General features: G+C 37.9%; 15 protein-coding genes and 1 pseudogene. 2 read left to right on the top strand and 14 right to left on the bottom strand.

Annotation, left to right across the window (positions count from 1 at the left end; all coding sequences use genetic code 11):
• Window positions 1–128: 128 nt before the first annotated feature.
• The 11 genes and pseudogenes from ACERJO_RS17090 to ACERJO_RS17040 all read right to left on the bottom strand — a co-directional run bounded on the left by ACERJO_RS17090 (window position 129) and on the right by ACERJO_RS17040 (window position 12,853).
• A complete protein-coding gene (locus tag ACERJO_RS17090; RefSeq protein WP_373648257.1) occupies window positions 129–1,718 on the bottom strand; it encodes a catalase in 1,590 nt (529 codons plus the stop codon).
• A 116-nt stretch (window positions 1,719–1,834) separates the two neighbouring features.
• A complete protein-coding gene (locus ACERJO_RS17085; RefSeq protein WP_373648256.1) occupies window positions 1,835–2,422 on the bottom strand; it encodes a class D sortase in 588 nt (195 codons plus the stop codon).
• A gap of 22 nt (window positions 2,423–2,444) precedes the next feature.
• The gene (locus ACERJO_RS17080) at window positions 2,445–2,741 is read right to left on the bottom strand and encodes a hypothetical protein (protein WP_247103432.1); all 297 of its coding nucleotides are present in this window, start codon (window positions 2,739–2,741) and stop codon (window positions 2,445–2,447) included.
• A gap of 213 nt (window positions 2,742–2,954) precedes the next feature.
• Entirely contained in the window at window positions 2,955–4,652 is a 1,698-nt protein-coding gene (locus tag ACERJO_RS17075; RefSeq protein ID WP_373648255.1) for an ABC transporter substrate-binding protein, read from the bottom strand.
• Between the two features lie 361 nt (window positions 4,653–5,013).
• Window positions 5,014–5,838 (bottom strand): carbohydrate ABC transporter permease, encoded by an 825-nt coding sequence (locus tag ACERJO_RS17070; protein WP_247103436.1) that lies wholly within the window; start codon window positions 5,836–5,838, stop codon window positions 5,014–5,016.
• The gene (locus ACERJO_RS17065) at window positions 5,831–6,694 is read right to left on the bottom strand and encodes a carbohydrate ABC transporter permease (protein WP_373648270.1); all 864 of its coding nucleotides are present in this window, start codon (window positions 6,692–6,694) and stop codon (window positions 5,831–5,833) included. Before ACERJO_RS17065 ends, ACERJO_RS17070 begins: the two co-directional genes overlap by 8 nt.
• Before the next feature lie 170 nt (window positions 6,695–6,864).
• The gene (locus tag ACERJO_RS17060; RefSeq protein WP_373648254.1) at window positions 6,865–8,184 is read right to left on the bottom strand and encodes an ABC transporter substrate-binding protein; all 1,320 of its coding nucleotides are present in this window, start codon (window positions 8,182–8,184) and stop codon (window positions 6,865–6,867) included.
• Window positions 8,185–8,430: 246 nt separating this feature from the next.
• Complete coding sequence (locus ACERJO_RS17055) at window positions 8,431–10,173, bottom strand: sensor histidine kinase (protein WP_247103440.1); 1,743 nt, start codon at window positions 10,171–10,173, stop codon at window positions 8,431–8,433.
• 3 nt (window positions 10,174–10,176) lie between these two features.
• Complete coding sequence (locus ACERJO_RS17050; protein WP_373648253.1) at window positions 10,177–11,730, bottom strand: response regulator transcription factor; 1,554 nt, start codon at window positions 11,728–11,730, stop codon at window positions 10,177–10,179.
• A gap of 157 nt (window positions 11,731–11,887) precedes the next feature.
• A pseudogene (locus ACERJO_RS17045) lies at window positions 11,888–12,049 on the bottom strand (twin-arginine translocase subunit TatC); the annotation flags it as partial.
• 195 nt (window positions 12,050–12,244) lie between these two features.
• Complete coding sequence (locus tag ACERJO_RS17040) at window positions 12,245–12,853, bottom strand: dihydrofolate reductase family protein (RefSeq protein WP_373648252.1); 609 nt, start codon at window positions 12,851–12,853, stop codon at window positions 12,245–12,247.
• Window positions 12,854–13,547: 694 nt separating this feature from the next.
• Between ACERJO_RS17040 and ACERJO_RS17035 the strand changes: the two genes are divergently transcribed.
• A complete protein-coding gene (locus ACERJO_RS17035; RefSeq protein WP_247103444.1) occupies window positions 13,548–14,240 on the top strand; it encodes a DsbA family oxidoreductase in 693 nt (230 codons plus the stop codon).
• 126 nt (window positions 14,241–14,366) lie between these two features.
• On the opposite strand, the gene ACERJO_RS17030 is transcribed toward ACERJO_RS17035, so the two are convergent.
• The 3 genes from ACERJO_RS17030 to ACERJO_RS17020 form a co-directional block, all read right to left on the bottom strand.
• Window positions 14,367–14,639 (bottom strand): class I SAM-dependent methyltransferase, encoded by a 273-nt coding sequence (locus ACERJO_RS17030; protein WP_373648251.1) that lies wholly within the window; start codon window positions 14,637–14,639, stop codon window positions 14,367–14,369.
• Between the two features lie 115 nt (window positions 14,640–14,754).
• The gene (locus ACERJO_RS17025; protein ID WP_373648250.1) at window positions 14,755–15,933 is read right to left on the bottom strand and encodes a S41 family peptidase; all 1,179 of its coding nucleotides are present in this window, start codon (window positions 15,931–15,933) and stop codon (window positions 14,755–14,757) included.
• A 224-nt stretch (window positions 15,934–16,157) separates the two neighbouring features.
• Window positions 16,158–17,015, bottom strand: coding sequence for a LysR family transcriptional regulator (locus ACERJO_RS17020; protein ID WP_373648249.1), 858 nt, complete (start codon window positions 17,013–17,015; stop codon window positions 16,158–16,160).
• 118 nt (window positions 17,016–17,133) lie between these two features.
• Here ACERJO_RS17020 and ACERJO_RS17015 point away from each other — a divergent pair, with 118 nt between their 5' ends.
• Window positions 17,134–17,907, top strand: a complete 774-nt coding sequence (locus ACERJO_RS17015) for a methyltransferase domain-containing protein (protein ID WP_373648248.1) — start codon at window positions 17,134–17,136, stop codon at window positions 17,905–17,907.
• Window positions 17,908–17,966 lie beyond the last annotated feature (59 nt).

The raw sequence follows: 17,966 nt of genomic DNA, 5'->3' as shown, positions 1-17,966 counted from the left end.
CTAGCTTGTTCATGTGATAAACCACAAAAAGGAAGGACACCAAAAAAGTTGAAAACAAAATTTTTCCAGTGTCCTTAAAAAGCGAACTCATTCAATATCCTCATTAAGAAATGCTTGCTATCATTACTCTAATATGGATCAGATGGATGACTCATCTCTTCAGCTTGCTGAACGGCTTCATCTGTTTTAGTCGTTCCAATTGGATCACTCGAATTCATATTATCATTCATTTGAGCAATCCCTTCCTTCACTCGACGTCCATATTCAGGGTCTGCCTTCGTAAAGTTTTCAATCATTTGCTGCTGAATGCGCTCATCACAGGTTGATAAATTGTTGACTAAATTTTTTATTAATTCATCTCTTTCAAAATCAGTAAATCGTCGATACGTTTCTCCAGCCTGAGCAAAATCATTTGTTCGATCAATCGACTGTCTCTTTACGTTCCCTTCAACATATGGCGTATGTTCAACACCTGGATTTTCCGCTTCATCTAAGCCTCCTAACGTAGACGGCTCATAGTTCACATGAGGATTCTGATGTTCTCCTCGATCAACATGATATTCCATTTGGCCACCGCGTTGATTCGTCGCCACACGCTTCTTCGGGGCATTGATTGGTAACTGTAAATAATTCGCACCTACACGATACCGTTGAGTGTCAGAATATGAAAACGTTCTCCCTTGTAATAGCTTGTCATCAGAAAAGTCTAGACCATCTACAAGGACTCCTGTTCCAAATGCAACTTGCTCTACTTCATTATAATAATCCTCTGGGTTACGATCTAACACCATTCTTCCTACTGGCTGCCATGGGACATCCTCCTTATACCATAACTTTGTTGGGTCAAGTGGATCGTAATCAAGCTGATGATTTTCACCATCAGGCAGCACTTGCACAAACAGCTCCCATTCAGGATAATCTCCATTTTCAATCGAATCATATAAATCTAATGTAGCATGATTGAAGTTTTTAGCTTGGAGTTCCTCCGCCTCTTCTTGTGTTAAATTACGAATACCTTGCTTCGGTTCCCAGTGATATTTCACTAAAAAACCCTCTCCCGCGCTGTTTACCCATTTGTATGTGTTCACACCTGATCCTTGCATCATCCGATAATTAGCCGGAATACCCCAAGGAGAAAAGAGAAATGTCACCATATGTGTCGCTTCAGGTGAATTGCTGACAAAGTCGAAAATTCGCTCACTGTCCTGAACATTTGTAACTGGATCAGGCTTAAATGCATGAACAAGATCAGGAAATTTAAGTGGATCACGAATAAAGAAGATTTTTAAATTATTCCCTACTAAATCCCAATTACCATCCTCTGTATAAAATTTTATCGCAAACCCACGAGGATCGCGTAACGTTTCCGGAGAATGCCCACCATGAATAACAGTTGAAAAACGAACAAATACCGGAGTCCGTTTACCTTTTTCTTGGAACAGCTTAGCTCTCGTATAGTTTGAAATCGGCTCTTCACCAAACGTACCATATGCTTCAAAATAACCATGAGCACCCGCTCCTCTTGCATGAACAACTCGTTCAGGAATTCTCTCACGATCGAAATGACTAATCTTCTCAAGAAAATCATAATTTTCTAACGTTGTCGGTCCACGATTCCCTACCGTTCGAACATGCTGATTATTTGTGACTGGATGACCTTGACGATTCGTTAACTCATCTTCACTTTCATTTCCCATAACATTTTCTTCATTCACCATAATCTACCTCCTTTAAAATTCCTTTTCAATTTACCCATAAAGGTGAGAGATTATGTATAGCATACAAAAACCTAGCTACAGACTCATTAAGTCTACTAGCTAGGTTAAGAAATTACTTATTCTGCATCAACCGGTTTAGCATAAACGATATATCGATCTGGTGCCGATCCTACAAAACCAAATGGATAACAAGTCGACAATGTTAATATTTCATCAGGTGCTGTTGAACGAATCACCGTTCGATCATCAGCATCAACGATTTCATCTTCATACATCACGTACGTAAATTCACCATACGGCATCTTTACAATGAATTCATCGCCCATTTCTAAATCACCAAACCCACGAAAAACCGTATCACGGTGACCAGAAAGGAGGATTTGGTCTCCTTGACCTGGAAGTACGGTCGTTGTATAGTGACCTACTCCGCGATCAAGTTCTTCCTCATCTGTACCAGAAACAATTGGAAGCTCCTTATCGAATCGTGGGATATATAAAATTCCAATCACATCCCCTTGATTAATATCCATATCTTCAGCTGAAGTCGGCTTACCTCCTTCACTATTAGAATTTGTTTTCGTAATAAGCTCATTAGCTTGGGCAATCGATTCATTTTGCTTCGCATGATTATCATAAATGTTATAGCCACTATAAAATACGAGAGCAAGTCCAACGATAATAATGATATTCGCAATAATTTTCATTTACTACATCAACTCCTTTATCTCATTTTGAGCGTTTCCAAACAGAAATTAAACCTGTAAAGCCAATTAACCCTCCAATAAACCAGCCAATTGTCGCGCCAGTCTCACTGTACATACTGCCGATAATAAGCCCGAGAAATGGTATCGTAATTGCATATGTAAAGGATAAAATAATTTTATGTGTTTTACTTTTTGCATAGCTTGATTTTTTTACATCCGTTTGAGGCTTCGACTTATGCTTCTGTTGATAAGCGTGCTCTGATTCTTTCTTCGCCTGCTGCCAGTCACTCTTGAATCGTTCTTTACTCCAAAATCCCATGTTGTCTCATCCTTTCACTTATAGAATACCAAATAAACGATCGTTTTGGCTATTCTTATTCGAATGTGACAACAGTTTATGCAGATTCTAAATATTCTCAATTTTGATTATAACTGAAACATAGGAAAAAGCAATCTTTTTAGTAAGCGCTCTATTTATTATTTTCTCTATAGAAAAGAAGCCAGCCTTTTAGCTAGCTTCTCCCTCTCTTACTTATTCACCTTCAAATGCTTCGACACGACTCTTAACAACTTCTGTAAAGAACGCTTCATACCCTTCAACATCAAGCTCATTCACTCGTGCAACATAATCTTCCCAAATACCATCAAACTCTGATGGATCTGATAGCACTAAACGTGGGAAGAAATCACGCTGAATATCTTCTAAACGCTGTTCGAATATTTCAGGATCCGAACCTTGTTCAATATTAGCACTCCACGTTGGATACCACGGACGATCCTGTGGCTCAGCAAAGATTTGTGTAAATGTTTCTAATCCGTACGCATCTAAGAATTCACGGTCAACCTCATTGTACGTTTCTTGGACAACAGCAGGCTGTCGGCGAGGCTCCCAAGCATTCCCATCTGAGAATACACCGCCTCCACGTGGCCAGTACCACTCAAAGTAGGCAAATCCGAACTCTTGTCTCCAATCTTCATCTTCAGTCATCGTAATTTGTTCTGATGTGCGATAGTACATACCATCTTCATCGACTTCATATGTTTCTCCTTCAATTCCCCACATAACAAGCTTTTGCGTCTCTTCCTTAGCAATGTGGTTAAAGAATTCCATAATACGCTCAGGATTATCCGCGCTTGTCGTAATACCTACACCGCGGTTCGTAACAAATGCTGGTGGATCAAGGTACTGATCAGTAATATCTTCATCAAATACAATCGGAAGACCCATGTACTCTTTATAATGGTCACCATCTTGTCTATGAACATTCATAGCTACATTTGCTTGCCATCCATAATCAAAGAATCCTAATAGTCGACCAGAAGAAATTTTCGCTAAATATTCATCATAGTTCGCAACAAATGCTTCTCGATCAAATAACCCTTTTGCATTAATTTCATTTAATTTCTCAAGGTAACGTCTTGTTTCTTCTTTATCAGCGTAAATTTCCGCTTCATGCGTGTCCATATCCACCCATACGCCACCATCATTTGGAAAACCAGCTAAATGGTTAGGCACATTGGATAATGCAAAGAATCTCCAATCATACGTCAAAGCTGTATATCCAATTGTTGAAGCACCGTCAATTTCAGGGTACTTTTCAACATAAGCTTCAATTAAATCAAAATACTCGTCTAACGTCGTAATTTCAGGATAATCAAACTCACGTAAAACTTCACGTTGAATCCAAAATGCTCCTTGATCTTGGTTAGCTGGAGGGATAAATCCTTGGTCCGCTCCCATCGGGATATAATAAATATTCCCATCTTCATGAGTCATCGCATCAAGGTACGGCTCATAAAGCGCTTTCAAGTCAGGTGCATATTCATCAATTAAGTCATTTAATGGGATAAATGCTTCAGCATCTAATAGAGCATCAATTGCTTCATTTGGCTCAATAACATCTGGATATTGACCCGATGCAACCATCGTACCAATACGCGTGTTAAGATCACCAGTAATATACTCCATGTCAACAGTAGTGTTCAATTCCTCTTCAAACATAGCTCCAATTGTTGTTTCTCTTGAATTAACATTCGGAAGTGTCGTTGAACCATTGAAATACGAAAATGTAAATGGTTCATTGTCCGCCGTTGCTTCCTCTTCACTACTAGAATCGTCGTTTGTATCACTTGACTCATCACCTGACGTATCGTCACCTGAACAAGCGACTAACGCTAACATTAGCGCCAACGCTAGACATAAGAAAAAGTTTTTCTTACTAATAAACATACTGCAATTCCCCCTTTTTTGAAATTGCTTACCTTTTCTGTAAGCCCTTTCATTGTATATTTAATGACTTAGTTCAGTCACTCTACAAACTAAAGATTAAACCTTAAAAATTATATTTTCTATCTTAGAGATGTTAACTTTACCATGTCTAAACAAGTGAAACAATATAAATAAAGACACCATTAGTAAATAAAAAACTAGAATCTACTTGCGACTCTAACAAGGAAACGTTTTATGCATTGGCTAAATAACAAATACTATCTTGATTCAGATATGTTTTTTTAAAACAACAAAAAACCCATATGCAAGGATTCCATTCGTTCCTTGCATACGGGATGAATGAATAAAAGAGAATTCATAACTATTTGATGGAACCAAGCATTCCCGCTACAAAATGTCGTTGCATCAAAAAGAAAATAATCGCTGTAGGTAGGGTTGCTATGACAATCGCAGTCATGATTAAACCATAATCAGGGGAATAGCTCGAACCTAATGTTGAAATGAGTAATGGAATCGTTTGTTGTTCCTGAGACTGCAATACAACTAACGGCCATAGGTAGTTATTCCAGCTATTCATAAACGTAATAATGGCTGCAGCTGCATACGTTGCTTTCATCGTTGGCATGTAAATCCGAAAAAAGATTCCAATCTCTGAAACACCATCAATTCGAGCAGCTTCCAATATATCTTTTGGAAAGAACTTTGTATTTTGTCTAAATAGAAAAATAAGAAAGGCTGTAGTAATGGTCGGAAGAGCTGCTGCTGCCAGTGTATCAATGCCAATGGCAGGAATAATATGTGAAATCGTTCCAAACAAACGAAACAACGGAACCATTAACGCGGCAAAAGGAATCATCATTGATAACAATAAAATCGAAAAAACAATATCCTTTGCTCGACTTCGATAAATTTCAAATCCATAACCTGCTAATGAACCTATCAATAAAGCTAGTACGGTTGTCCCAACAGCAATGAGTGTCGAATTCCAAAGAGCTTGCACAATATCAACAGTTGCAAATAAATGACGGATATTTTCAATTAAATGTGTTCCCGGTAATAATCGACCACCCGTCACATCTACAGATCGATTCGTTGAACTAATAACCATCCAAAGAAACGGAAGGATTGAAATAAGGGATGCCACTGACAAAAATAAATATGTGAAAATTCGTTTAACGTTACGCATTTTTATCACCTGCTACTTTAAACTGAATAATGGAGAAGAACACAACCATCACAACGATCGCATACGAAACAGTTGCCGCATAGCCAAAGTCAGGCGTGTATTTGAATGAAATGTTATAAATATATTGCGAAATAGTAATTGTCGCATTACCTGGTCCACCACCCGTTATATTCATAACCTCATCAAATAATTGTAATGTTCCAATTGTCGACATAATCGATGTAAATAAAATAATTGGTTTTAACATTGGCACCGTAATTCGGAAGAATTGGGTAAATGCCGATGCTCCATCGATTCGTGCCGCTTCATAAATAGCTGGGTCAATATTTTGTAGCGCAGACAAATAAAAGATCATGTTGTACCCTGTCCATCTCCACGTAATCGCAATAATAATTGTTACTTTCGCCCAAAACGAATTCGTAAGCCATTGAATCGGCTCTGAGATTAATGAAAAATTTAAAAGCATCACGTTAATGAATCCATCTGCACCAAACATATACTTAAACACAACAGAATAAGCAACTAAAGATGTGACACAAGGAAGAAAGATCGCAATTCGAAAGAATCCTCTCCCTTTTAACGTTCGATCATTGAGTAGCACGGAAAAAAATAACGCAAGAATGAGCATGACTGGTACTTGAATAAGAAAGTAAAGGACCGTATTCTGTACGGCTGTTATAAAAACAGGATCTGAAAACAATCTCGTATAATTAGCAAACCCAATAAATTCTAAGTTATTCCCAGATCCTGATTGAAAGGATAAGATGAACGCTCGTAGCATTGGATAAAAATAAAAAAGCCCGATCATGAAAACAGATAAAATAATAAAAGACCATCCAATCATCGATTTTTTCATACGTAACCGAGTTAATGGTCGCTTCGGCTTAAGCTGAGTTCGTTTGTTTTCTTGCTTGGCAGGCAACACTTTCTCCACCCCTCTCTTAATTTAAGAAAAAAAGCGTTAGATGAAGTGAATGTCCTAAAGGGTATACTTTCACCTTTTAGGACATCCACACTCTTCTTTGTTTAATTTAATGAGGCTTCGGCTTGTGCTTGTGCATCTGCTAGCGCATCATCTAAATCCTTCCCATTTAAATAGTTTTGCATTTCAACGACTAGAATGTCATCAATCGCATACGTATGCATCCCATAGTTAATTTGCGGAATATCCTCTGCCCATTCTGAAAAAGTCGCAATAATCCTTTGACCTTGAAAGTAATCATCTTCTAATTGATACGCCTCTCCTTCAGCCGCAGGCGAATATGTCCCGATTGCACCAATTTCAGTAACTAAATCTTGGTAAAAGTCAACATTCGAACCAAACGTTTGTGTTAAGAAATCAACGGCATCCTCTTTTCCATCAATATCAATCACATACCATGACGATCCCCCTAAGTTTGAGGCATTTACTGCTCCATCAACACCGCTTAGTCTTGGTTGTTCCACGACCTTCCATAAGCCGGCTTGAGAATCTTCTGCCCTGATTGAAGGACTAATCCAATTTCCTGTTTGTACAGTTGCAACGTCTCCACTATTGAACCCTTGTAAAAACTGACTCCAGTCTGAGTGAAAGCCCATAATATCCGCTTCAACCATTTTTTTATACACTTCAAAGGACGCTTTCAAGGCTTCATTATTCGCTAAATTTGGTGTAACTCCATCGTCTTCCATATACCATGCCCCTGCCGATTGAATCATCGTACGAATAAGACCTAAATCACTAGGGTCAGTGGTAATCATTTTCTTGCCTGTCGCTTCATACACATCCTTACCTATCTCGATATATTCTTCCCAATCAATAATTGATAAATCATCTGCTGTATAGCCTGCTTCCTCTAAATAGTCGGTTCGAACGAATAAACCCGTTACACCGGTATCAAATGGAAGACCATAATTCTCTCCTTCAAAGCTTGTCGGTGCTAATTTATAAGGGGCGAAGTCATCTGCGTTAAACGCTCCCGTAATTGGGTAAAATGAATCCGGATACGCATTTAAAAAGCTTTGAGCACGATAATCCTCAATTAAAACAATATTAGGTAAGCCTCTTGTTGTACCGGAGCTCAAGCTCGTATTTAACCTTTGTACAATATCATCCTGAGCATTTTCGATGACCTCAAACTCAACATCTGGATTGATCGCTTGATAATGCTCTTGAGCGATTTCAAGTGCTTTAATATTAAAGTTCACATCCCAAGCCCATACCGTAACCTTTCCTTCTCCAGTAGCCTCTTCTGTAACATCATCTGAATTTGATCCGTTCTCTGTAGATGACTCTTCAGTAGAGTCAGAGCAAGCCACTAACGCGAAAAGAGCTACCATTAAGATTGCCATGAACCATTTTTTCATTTTAAATCCCCCTGTCTTTTATTTGTAAGCGCTTACTTATATAAAAAGTTTACCATTTTACTTATTTATACTGTTAGGAAGATTTCTAGATATATTTGCACTTTTTATCGTTTTCATATAACGTCAGCTTGTATTTTCTTTGGAAATTAGGAGATTTCTTTGTTAATCCTTTTGGAGCATATCCACACTTAAAAAGACACTGAAAAAAATGTAAAAGTTCTTATTTTTCAGTGCCTCCATAAATTATTATTCTTGCTCAACTGGAAGGATCAAGCGTACTCTTGTCCCTTGTTTAAGCTCACTTTGTACAGACACTCGATATGACTCACCGTACAAAAATTGAATACGTTCATCTACATTCTTTATCCCAATTCCTTTAAAGAACGATGAACCTTTACGTTTTTCTTCTATTATAGGCTCCTTCAACTCCATCCCCTTACCGTTGTCGACAACTTCACATACTAGTCTGTGCTCGTCTAACCATATATAGATGTGGATAAATCCCGTTTCCTGTTCATTGAACGCATGAAAAAAAGCATTCTCCACAAAAGGCTGTAAAATTAATTTAGGAATAAGAATTTTTGCGCAACTTTCTTCCACAAAATAATCAACATGTATTCGATCACCATAACGCTTCTGCTGAATGAACACATAATGCTTTAAATTCTCCACCTCCTGCTTCACCGTAATCATCTCATCACCATTACTTAATGTACTTTGTAAAAGTGAGATTAAAGAACGAACGGTATCAATAGCTTCTTCTTTACTTCCTTGCTGAACAAGGAATTGTACGGAAGTTAATGTGTTATAAAGAAAATGGGGATTAATTTGTTGCTGCAATGCAGCGAACTCCGCTTGACGCTTCTGCTTTTCACTGTCCACCACCTTATCCACATACATGTGAAGCTCATCTAACATTCGATTAAAGGCCTGACCAATCTTCTTCGTTTCATACGTATTTTGTAACGTAATATAATAATCAAATTGATTTTCAGAAACATGCCCTATTTGTTGAACTAATGTTGCAATCGAATTCGTCAATCTCTGTGATACAAGGAATACAATAATGACAGCTACGAATGTAATGAGCATACACAATAGAAATATGGCACTCGTATCAATTAAATCAGCAAAGGCAATATCCTTATTCAGCATATTAACTAAATACAAATCAATAGAAGGGATATACGTAGAGAAAATAATATGATCTTCTTGATCGATCGTTGTCGTCAAATAGTCGAGACGACTATCAGCTAGCTCATTTGCATATTGCAGTAAGGACCAATTTTGCTTTCCAATCAAATCATGACGATTACTAGAAACGACTTCACCCGCTTGATTCATTAGCAATATATCATTTCCTGGTGAAGTGTAGCTTTCATAGAAAGGTTGAAAATCAGCTTCTCGTATCGTAAAGTACATAACCCCATACGTTGAATCATTCGTACGATCTAAGAAAGCTCTTGAAATAACGATAATCGGCACTCTCGCTGAAGGATCCACCTGATAAAGCATTTTTCTCGGATAGAGCATCGATAGTTTCGTAATGTCACTTGCATAAAGCTCCTGATCTGAAATCGGCCATTGTGAGCGCTCAGACGTATACACTTGACCGTTTTTTCCTGCAATGAGAACACCGATATCATGGGCACTAAAAAAACGTTTCGTTCTCTCAATTTCTTGGTCCATATAATAATAGGAATTCAACAAATCCAGGCTCGTGTATTCCTCTGTTAAATAATTTTTCACATCATTATTTTGAATGAGCTGATTCGAAGCCATTACTAGAGAATAATGAAACGTATCAATCGAACCTTCCACCTGCTTTAATATTTGTGAATTCGTAATACTAAATGTATTAATAAAAAATCGCTCAGACATGCGAATCGTCGTCCATGTAATAGTAGTCGAAACAATGACCATCAATAACACTGTCATGACAAACAGTTTAATAAATAAGCTTCTATGTTGAAATCGTTTAGGAATCATTGCTTACCCCAACTCTCTTAGTTGATCCTTCTTTTGCTGTCGGCGATAGTAGCTTGGTGAAACCCCCTTTAGTTTTTTAAATACTTTGCAAAAATAACTATGATCTGAATAACCGACAACCCCGCCAATTTCAGAGATAGGTCGCTTTCCTTCTGTTAATTGCTTGCAGGCGTGCTCGATACGTATTCGGTTTACATATTCATTAAATCCTACTTTCATACGGTGAGAAAACTGTGCTGATAAATACGAAGCATTAAAATGGAACGTTTCTGCGACAACATTTAAACTAATAGGCTCATGATAATGAGTAGAGATGTACTCGATCACTTGCTGTATACTATCTTCATTTCCCTTCACACTTACTTGAGTAACGGTATCGTTCATCTCTTCTATAAATCTTTCCATATAATCAATGACTTCATGAGCACTTAACGCTGCACTAACTTTCGACACATACGAGAACTTAACCTTCTCTAGCATCGACCTCTCATAGCCATGGTTGCTTAAAAGAATCGTCACCGTAAAAAAAATATGATTGAAGAAGCTTCTAAACTCATTCACACTTAAATGAGCCGACTGTACTAAACCATAACTGTATTGTCGTAAATATTGAAAAGCAAGATCGTAATGTCCGTTCTTCCATTCATCTGTAAACCAATCTAAATTAAAAGGTTCCTCCTTTTTTGTACAAGGAGCATCCTCAGTGCAAATCAATGACTTCTCTGAAAAATAAAACGGAAGCTGGATCAATGCCTTCCATTCTTCCATATAAATTCTACGTAACTGCTGTAATTGTTCAAAACATGATGTCATTATAAAAGATATTTGAGCTGCCACCTTACATACATTTTTCAAACGTTCATATAGTTCAAGATCATTCAAATTCACTATCGCAATAGAAGTATATTGATCTTCTTTAATCCAAGCGTATCGGACTTGATCTTCATGCTGTTGATAAAAAGGTTCCAATATCCTTTCTGCACATTCAACCTTATTAATGTTACCGCTTTCATTTTGGCTCACTACACCTATTAAACAAAAATAAGGATAAGTGAAAAGCTTACATAATTGCTCTATATCTTCCTTCGAACTATACCCATCTATTACCTTTTCTATTTGAGTAGACTTAGACGAGACAACTTTCTGATAAGTCTCTTCGCATTTTAACACTTTGGGTATATGCTGAACGGCTTTACATAATACGTCATGTAAATCCTTAGCGTTCAATTTCGGTTTAAGAATATAATCAATAGCACCATGATGAAAAGCTGAACGAACATAATCATACTCTCCAAAGCTACTTAAAATAACAACTTGGATATTCGGATAATGTTGCTTCATTTCCTTCGTTAATACTTCTCCATCCATTATCGGCATAACCATATCTGTCAACATAATGTGGGGCTGACATTGAGGAATAAGAGCTAATGCTTCTTGTCCATTTGAAGCTTCACCAACAATCTCAAAGCCGGACTTTTCCCAGTCTAAATAATGCTTAATTCCTTGTCTAATGAGCGGCTCATCATCAACTATTAGAACACGATAAAGATCTTTCATGTACGTCCCCCATTTGATCTATTTATAATACAACTCATTTGTTACTCATTCTACTTAAAGGAGACCGTTTCCTGCTTTCTTACCAAAAGCAAATAGGGAGATGTCTCAGAAGGTAAAGTTATCTTCTGAGACATCTCCATTCGGTTCAATTTATCGCTTAACTTCCTTTACGATGCACAAATCGTGAGATCGTCACACTCACTTCATATAAAATGAGAAGAGGAATAATAACTAACACATCTGATAGAAAATCGGGCGGTGATACACGAACCGATAAACAAATTAAAATAAAATAGGCATACTTACGATTTTTAACGATTATGGAAAGAATCGATACATCAATCTGTTGCGATTTAGTTATATGAAGCGTGTGCAAATACTTTTTAAAGGCTTTTCTCTCCTTTTCATTTTAGATGCAACGGCTTTCTACGAATCCTTATACACTGTTATCCTACAACGACAAGCCGTATTGCTTCACTGAACAATGCGGCTTGTCGCGATAGTTTTGTTCCATTCATTTTATTACATCATATTTTACATGTATCGCACCCGTTCCTTTAACGACCTCAGTTGATCTCAACGTCACCCGCTGCTGTCCAATGTGATCAAACAAACGTATTCCCTTACTGAGCAATACCGGAGCAATATGTAGATCTAGTCCATCAAGCAAACCTAATTGAATGCACTGTTGGGCAACACTGGCTGTTCCAACACTCACATCCTTAGAACCCGCTACTTCCTTCGCTTGCTTAACCGCCTGCTCTACTCCGTCTGTAATAAACGTAAATGGTGTACTGCCACTAGGTGGGCTATCTGGGACATTGTGAGTTAGGACAAATAGCGGAACATGTCTTAAAGGATGACTTCCTCCCCAACCATTCACAATGTCATAAGTCCTTCTCCCAACAATCATTGCACCGGTTTTTTCAGCTGCCGAATCAAAAATATTTTTGTTGATCGTTGAAAGTTTAAAAAAGTCATTAGTCTGACTCGCTATGTCTCCAGAAAACATCCACCGTTGCAGAATTTCACCTTGATCTCCTAAAGGTTGTTTTTGACTATCATTCGTTCCTGCTATAAAACCATCAAGAGACATTGATATATTTAGAATAACCTTGCTCATTTTTAAAACCTCCTTATCAACAGTTTATATTACAAAATAATAGCGTATTTCTTCTCGATTGCTTTTCTAATGATTACAGCCACAAGTCCCCACCAAGTCTTTACTTAATCCATTAACCTTATTAAACTCCTCTGCTTCTTTAACCGCACAAGTAAAGAGAACCGCATTCTGGCTAACCTTATAAGACGAACGGGAGCGTTTCTGGAATAAGCAAAAACGCTTATTCCACTATAGGTGCAGGTTAGTTGTACGTAACGTTTCTATCCCAAAAGGAGAATGGTCATATAACTCTAGTAAAAGTTAGACAGTTTCTATTTGAAATTGAAGGATTACATTGAAGAATCAAATGATCGGGTAACGCCTTGAAGGGTTCTAAGTAGAGTAGCACTAAAATTAGTAAGAAAGATAGTGTTATAAGCTCGGCAAAAAGGCGTGAGAATTTACCGAAACAGTAATTGGGGCTGACAAAAGCCTACCTGCGGGGTGATGTACATCATAATGATAGACCAATACTTTACAATCCTCCATCTTGATTCAAGCATAAATGCCAACACCAGTACCAATCATGGTGGTAAATGCTATGTGGTACAGTTCAATACTGTAATCATACTCGCGTCCTCCAATCAATATTTTGGACTCTAGAAAATACTCTCTGTATACTAACAATAAACCATTTACAAAAGGAGGATGTAACATGATGATTGAAATGTGGACAGATTTCGCTTGTCCCTTTTGCTATATTGGTAAACGACGCCTCGAAGAAGCTTTGAAACAAATCGAAGAGCCAATTGAAGTTGTTTATCGTAGCTTTGAATTAGACCCTGACGCTGACGTTCAATCAAAAGAAACGATATATGAAAAGCTCGCAAAAAAGTACGGAATGAGTATAGCAGAAGCAAGAGCTAATACTGAAAATGTGGAGAAAATGGCTGCTCAGGTGGGGTTAAATTTCAACTTTGACCAAATGGTTGTCACAAATACGTTCGATGCGCACCGTCTCGCGCTATACGCTCACAAAAAGGGGCTAATGCAAGAGATGACCGATCGAATATTGCATGCTCACTTTTCTGAAGGCAAGCATATTGGCGATCGTTCGACCCTAATTCAGCTTGCTACAGAGGTTGGACTCGAACAGGAAGCCGTTTCTGCGTTACTTGAAAGCAAAGAAATGACTGAGCTTGTTCGCAAAGATGAGCAGCAAGCAAGCGAATACGGTATTCGCAGCGTGCCTTATTTCCTGATCAATCAAAAATATGCGATTACAGGGGCACAACCAACAGACGTCTTCGTTCAATCCATTAAACAAATCCTTGAACAAGATCAACTATTAACACAAAAGCAAGCAGATGGAGAAGGTACATGCGACAATGATGGGTGTAGTGTGTAAGGTGATGCCCTAAAAGGTATATTTTTTTACCTTGGGCATCCCTCTTAAAAGACTTACTTCGTACAAAGACACATATTTCGATTAATCGAGAAAAAATATTGATTCAACTGAGAAAGTTCATCCAGCTCAGCCAACCAAGCCTCTATTAATAGCCCGCAATGGCTCCTTGACCCACTCTAACATTTCTGCACATATCACTTTGTCAAATCGATTATCTTCAAATGGAAGAGCAGCAGCGTCTCCTTGAACAAAGGTAATCTTCTTCTCATCCTGCTCCCACCTTTTCTCGGCTCGGTTAATTCGTTTCTCATCATAATCGAGACCGATGATACTATGAATCTTTGGATGCTGATCCACGATTAATTTTTCAGTATCTCCTATATGACAACCGACATCCAATCATTGATCATTGTCTTGAATAGCCAGCTTGGCAATATAATACTCCCATTGCTTGATTACATCCGGCATCGGGGGATCTAGAAAGAAACATTTCTTGAGCCATACTATGTCCTTTCTAGCTATTAGTTAGCTGCTTGTGATAGTGAAGCGCTGTGACTAGACTACTGTCCTGATGTTCATATAAATCTGCTCTCGTCAGCTGCACCTTAATATCAGGTTCAATCCCTATACCCTCGAATCGATCCCCATTGGGCATCCGTGCTCTCATAGCACCAACACATAGAAAATAGCGCTCTGTTTCATAATGATACGGTTGTCCTGTTGAACCCGCAGTCGTCTCACCGACGATCAATGCTCGACGATTATCCTTGAATGGAACGATCAAGTCTTCCGCAGCAGAAGCTGTTTCACGATCAACTATAAAAGTTACATCTCCATCATAAGCATCACGAGCTGGTTCATAGTAGCACGTTAAATCAACATCATCTGGAATAGGCAAAGTCGTTTCGATCGACCACCATCTCCATTTTTGATTCATTAATTTGGCAACTAGCCTAGATGGTGTACTTCCGCCTTGATTACCGCGAAGGTCAATCATAATCGTTTTTGCGTTACTAAATCGGTTTAGATCGTCTAGCACTTGTGCTTCATAGCTTTGCTTTGCAAATGAAGGAATTTTCAAATAAGCAATTTCACCTTTTATTAACCATTGCGATATCGGTTCACATTGCTTTCTATAGCCTTCTTTTGAATCCACTTTTACACGTTTCACTTGTCCGAATTGATCCACTAATTCAATCAAATATTCGTCACTTGGATATAGTAACGTCCAAAGTATTTGCGCACGAGCGACTTGTGATGAGGAATTCAATTCTGGAAAATAGCATTTAAGCGTCTTAATCCAACTATTAATTGGCTTTTCATTTATCTTCATCACTTTATCTCCTGAATGAATCTCTCTCACCACACTATCAACAACAATCCAATCATCATCAAGTAGCTTCATTGAAATTCCTAATGGTATCGCTTCTTCAAGCTTCTCCCAACAAATAGCAGGTGCTAATGAACGATCAAAATAAACGGTATGTTTATTATTAAATAACGCTAAGAACTCTAGCATAAGCTTCATAAACTCAGAGCTACCTTCCATATGTACAGCCTTCGATAAATACTGCTGATACGTATCATCTAATTGATCTTCGGCGATCCGCGCATCCTCCCAGTGAGCAAAATATTTAGAGATGATTGCATAGGCTTTTGATATAAGAAATAGCCGTTCCTCTAAAGAAATCATTACATTCACCACACCCCTTTCGACTAATTTACATATTCTTCATATGAGATGAAATCCCTTTTTTTGAGTGAGTTTTATAACAATTACAAGAAAAAAATAAGCCATACCTAAGCGATATGACTATTATTTATGTGCACTAGCAGTTTCTATTGACCAAATTCAATCATATGATAAATGTATTCTCGATCTATACTTTTCCCTCATGGTCACCTTTTGAAAACGTATTAAGTACCCTTCAAAAACTGCATAAAACGATTCACTTCATATGTATCGACTCTTGTTAAAATGTATGTTGCAGAAGTAGGGGTTGAGACTTTTTCAGGTTGTATTTCTAGCAATTGATTACTCGTTATCTCATCTTCGACCATGGAATAAGGTAAATAGGAAACACCTAGTCCATTCTCAATCAATTTCTTCGTCCCTTCGATTTGATTCACCTCCATCGTTCGTATCATTGGATAATGTCTCTTAATTTCATTTAATAAAGAATCCCAATAGTCTGGATGATTATGTGTGATAAGTCTATACGACGTTAATGCTTCGCTTTCCGCCATTGCACCTGTATGTCTAGTCGATCCAACTAAAATGACTCTCTCCTCTTCAAATGCTTCAACCTCAACATTTGCTTGCAAAGGCTTTACTTTTGATAACCCTATATCAGCCCTTCCTGAACTGATAGCATCGCCAATTTCATATGATTTAATAACATCTATAGATACTTCCATATCAGAATTTTCATCCATAAAAACTCGTAACAACGAGGGTAAGAAGGATGAAGCAATTTGAGGGGCAGCCGCAATCGCTAATTTACGATGATAGCCTTGCTTCCATGATTCAAAATGCTCCATCCCTCGTTCATACGTTTCTATAAATTCCATTGCATAAGGTAGAAATTTATACCCTGCTTGCGTCAAATTCACGTTTTTCCCTATTCGATTGAACAACTGGCTATTCAGATGCTCTTCAAGGCGTTTAATATGCTTTGTTACCGCAGGTTGAGTGAGAAATAGCTCCTCTGACGCTCTTCTGAAATTTTCAAACTTTGCACATATGATAAATGTTTTGAACCACTTAATATCCAATCCGATCACCTTCACCTCTAATAACGATCTGTTATTAAAATTGATATTTTTTGTTAATTTCAATTATATACCTTGTACCATATAATTCAATAAAACAGTAAAAGAGAGGAGAGCAAACATGAAGAATCAAATTAAGGATCAGTGGAATGCTGGATTATATGACGGAAACCATTCATTTGTATCTGAATTTGGAAATGAGTTAATTAAATTTTTAGCACATGAGGAAGGGGAACGAATACTTGATATCGGATGCGGGACAGGGGATTTAGCAAATACGCTATATGAGAATGGTGTAAACGTCATCGGTGTTGATCAATCAGCAAATATGATTAATCAAGCTTTGAACAAATACCCACATATCCCTTTCGTTGTGAAAGACGTGTTGAGTTTGTCTGACAAAAATGAATTCGATGCTGTTTTTTCAAACGCAACACTTCACTGGGTGAAAGAACCCAAACAAGCACTCATTTGCATCTATAATAGCTTAAAGCCTGGGGGGAGGTTTGTAGCTGAGTTTGGTGGTAAAGGAAATGTTCAAACGATTACAAATGAAATAGCCAACCAATTAAAACGTTCTGGCGTCACATACAGCGCTGTTGAACAATTTCCGTGGTATTTCCCAAGTATCGGTGAATACACGACTTTAATGGAGGAAGTAGGATTTCACGTCACCGTCGCTCTACATTTTCACAGACCGACACCCTTAGAAGGAAATGATGGGTTAAGAAATTGGCTCGATATGTTCGCAGTAGAAATGTTTAAACATGCTACTACCGAAACAAAAGAACGGATTTATGCGAGCATAGAAAAGAATCTCAGGAACACGTTATTTACGAACAACCGTTGGATCGCAGACTATAAACGAATTCGAGTTGTTGGGATTAAAGACTAGTATAAGGTAAGGTAGGGGTAGAGGCTTCTTTCTAGCTTTCCCCCTAACAACCACATATC

The sequence above is a fragment of the Halalkalibacter sp. AB-rgal2 genome (genome assembly GCF_041821005.1).
In the GTDB taxonomy this organism is placed as follows: domain Bacteria; phylum Bacillota; class Bacilli; order Bacillales; family Bacillaceae_D; genus Halalkalibacter.
Note: the sequence above shows the minus strand (reverse complement) of the source record. Positions and strands in the feature narration are given on the sequence as shown.

Coding starts and splice junctions, on each gene's coding strand:
- ACERJO_RS17065 (WP_373648270.1), bottom strand. CDS start 6,694: ATGAAAAAATCGATGATTGGATGGTCTTTTATTATTTTATCTGTTTTC.
- ACERJO_RS17085 (WP_373648256.1), bottom strand. CDS start 2,422: ATGAAAATTATTGCGAATATCATTATTATCGTTGGACTTGCTCTCGTA.
- ACERJO_RS17025 (WP_373648250.1), bottom strand. CDS start 15,933: ATGATTTCTTTAGAGGAACGGCTATTTCTTATATCAAAAGCCTATGCA.
- ACERJO_RS17080 (WP_247103432.1), bottom strand. CDS start 2,741: ATGGGATTTTGGAGTAAAGAACGATTCAAGAGTGACTGGCAGCAGGCG.
- ACERJO_RS17070 (WP_247103436.1), bottom strand. CDS start 5,838: ATGCGTAACGTTAAACGAATTTTCACATATTTATTTTTGTCAGTGGCA.
- ACERJO_RS17075 (WP_373648255.1), bottom strand. CDS start 4,652: ATGTTTATTAGTAAGAAAAACTTTTTCTTATGTCTAGCGTTGGCGCTA.
- ACERJO_RS17040 (WP_373648252.1), bottom strand. CDS start 12,853: ATGAGCAAGGTTATTCTAAATATATCAATGTCTCTTGATGGTTTTATA.
- ACERJO_RS17090 (WP_373648257.1), bottom strand. CDS start 1,718: ATGGTGAATGAAGAAAATGTTATGGGAAATGAAAGTGAAGATGAGTTA.
- ACERJO_RS17060 (WP_373648254.1), bottom strand. CDS start 8,184: ATGAAAAAATGGTTCATGGCAATCTTAATGGTAGCTCTTTTCGCGTTA.
- ACERJO_RS17035 (WP_247103444.1), top strand. CDS start 13,548: ATGATGATTGAAATGTGGACAGATTTCGCTTGTCCCTTTTGCTATATT.
- ACERJO_RS17055 (WP_247103440.1), bottom strand. CDS start 10,173: ATGATTCCTAAACGATTTCAACATAGAAGCTTATTTATTAAACTGTTT.
- ACERJO_RS17015 (WP_373648248.1), top strand. CDS start 17,134: ATGAAGAATCAAATTAAGGATCAGTGGAATGCTGGATTATATGACGGA.
- ACERJO_RS17050 (WP_373648253.1), bottom strand. CDS start 11,730: ATGAAAGATCTTTATCGTGTTCTAATAGTTGATGATGAGCCGCTCATT.